The sequence below is a fragment of the Dietzia sp. SLG310A2-38A2 genome (assembly GCF_014145095.1).
Taxonomy (GTDB): domain Bacteria; phylum Actinomycetota; class Actinomycetes; order Mycobacteriales; family Mycobacteriaceae; genus Dietzia.
Window position 1 is genome coordinate 1 of record NZ_JAALDX010000245.1, and the last position, 1833, is coordinate 1833.

The window sequence follows — 1833 nt, forward strand, 5'->3', positions numbered from 1 at the left end:
GCCGTAGGGGGCGCCGGGCCCGGAGCCGGGCTCCTGCGACGCCCCGGAGGTTCGGCCGGCGCCGGTACTCGGCGAGGGTGGCCGCACGTTCGATACCTCGGACCACCCTGCCGGTGGCACGGGGGTGCGGCGGTGGAGGCCGTACCAGCCGGCGAGCATGGCGACGGCCATGAGGAACCCGGCCCCCACCACGAGGCTCTCCCCGGAACCACCGAAGGTGGGTGCGCTGAGGAGGACGACGACGACGAGGACCACTGCCGTGATCTTCGAGCCGGATGCCCGGCCCTTCCCGATCAACGCCTCCCCCTTGGAGGCCTCGTCTCCGGCGGAGCGCAGGAGCAGCCACAACAGTGCGTACAGGAACACCCCGGCCCCGCCCCAGAGTGCGGCGATCACGAAGGCGATGCGGAAGAGGACGGGGTCCACCCCGTAGCGACGGCCGAAGCCGCCACAGACGCCGGCGATCTTGGCGTCGTCCGGGGTCCGGACGGGTCGGGTCCGCCACAGGGAGCGGAGCTCTGATGGGACGTCGTGGGTGCTGGTGCAGGACATGACTCCATCGTGGTGGGCGGGCCGTCTTTCCACATCGGGGGCCGACCCTGATATTCGACCCTGAGAGCACCCGGCAGGGATGATGGCTGCATGGTCGACACCGTCGTGGGATTCCTGAGCTCCGACGACCCTCTGCGGCTCTTCGGTGTGACGATGGTCGGCGTCAGCGGCCGCACCGTCCTCAAAGTGCTCCTCAGCGTGGTGCTGCTGGTGGTGCTCTCGCTGTTCAACTCCGCGTCGCGGACGGTCATGCGGACGGTCACCGGTCCTGCGGGGTCCGCATCCAGGTTCTGGACCAAACAGGGCCTGCAACTCCTCACCGCGGTCGTGGCCGTGCTGGGGCTCTTCTCCATCTGGGTGACGCCGGGCACCGACCTGACCGTGGGGATCGGGCTCGTCACCGCAGGGCTGGCCTTCGCCCTGCAGAAGGTCATCGCGAGTCTCGCGGGGTATTTCGTCATCCTCCGGGGCAGGGTCTTCGCCGTCGGTGACCGGATCGCCGTCGGCGGGGTGCGTGGTGACGTGATGTCACTGGGCTTCCTGCGGACGACCGTCATGGAGATGGGGGCCCCGTCCTCCATGACCGGATCGGAGACCGGGAACTGGGTACCGAGCCGCCAGTTCACCGGGCGGGTCGTGACCGTGTCCAACGGCGTGATCTTCGACGAGGCCGTCTTCAACTACTCCCGCGGTTTCCCCTTCCTCTGGGAGGAGATCTCGGTCAACCTCCCCTTCGACGTGGATCTGCGCGCGGTGGACGAGATGTTCTCCGCGTGCGCCGACCGGCACACGCGCCAACTCAGCGACGAGGCGATGGCGAGCATGCAGCGGATGAGCCGCGTCTACGCTGTCGACGTCCGCGAGTTCGGACCGCAGGTCTTCATCTCCCTGCAGGAGGACTGGATCCTCGTGACCGTCCGCTTCGTCGTCGGCAGTCACGGGGCGCGGGCGGTCAAGGACGCGATCTCCCGCGACCTGGTGGCCGGGCTGAAGGAGTCCGGGATCACCCCGGCGAGCGTGGCCTACGACATCCGTGCGGTGGGTGGGACCGCTCCCGGGACGGGCGAACCGGGGGAGATCCCCGATACCTCTCGGGGTCACGATCTGTGACCATGGCGGTATGAGTGAGAACGCGACCGATCAGGTATCGGCCCCCGCGCCGCGACCGCCGGTCGCTCCACGGCCGCCCGTGACCGCCGTGCAGCCGGCCGGGTTCCGGTGGTATCCGCCGCTGACCAGGATCTCCGACGGGTCCGTGGTCGCCGGCGTGTGCGCGGGGCT

At 69.5% G+C, this 1833-nt stretch carries 2 protein-coding genes; one reads left to right on the top strand and one right to left on the bottom strand.

Features of this window, described 5'->3' with window-relative positions; genetic code table 11:
• Positions 1 to 552 (bottom strand): PspC domain-containing protein (locus G6027_RS09075; protein ID WP_182636890.1); only part of this gene is annotated, 552 nt, incomplete at its 3' end.
• A gap of 90 nt (positions 553 to 642) precedes the next feature.
• On the opposite strand from G6027_RS09075, the gene G6027_RS09080 reads away from it, so the two are divergent.
• Positions 643 to 1662: a mechanosensitive ion channel domain-containing protein gene (locus G6027_RS09080; protein ID WP_182636891.1), complete on the top strand. Its 1020-nt coding sequence runs from the start codon at positions 643 to 645 to the stop codon at positions 1660 to 1662.
• Positions 1663 to 1833 lie beyond the last annotated feature (171 nt).

Excerpts from the sequence above, each read along its gene's own strand:
- G6027_RS09080 (WP_182636891.1), top strand. The coding sequence starts at position 643 with ATGGTCGACACCGTCGTGGGATTCCTGAGCTCCGACGACCCTCTGCGG.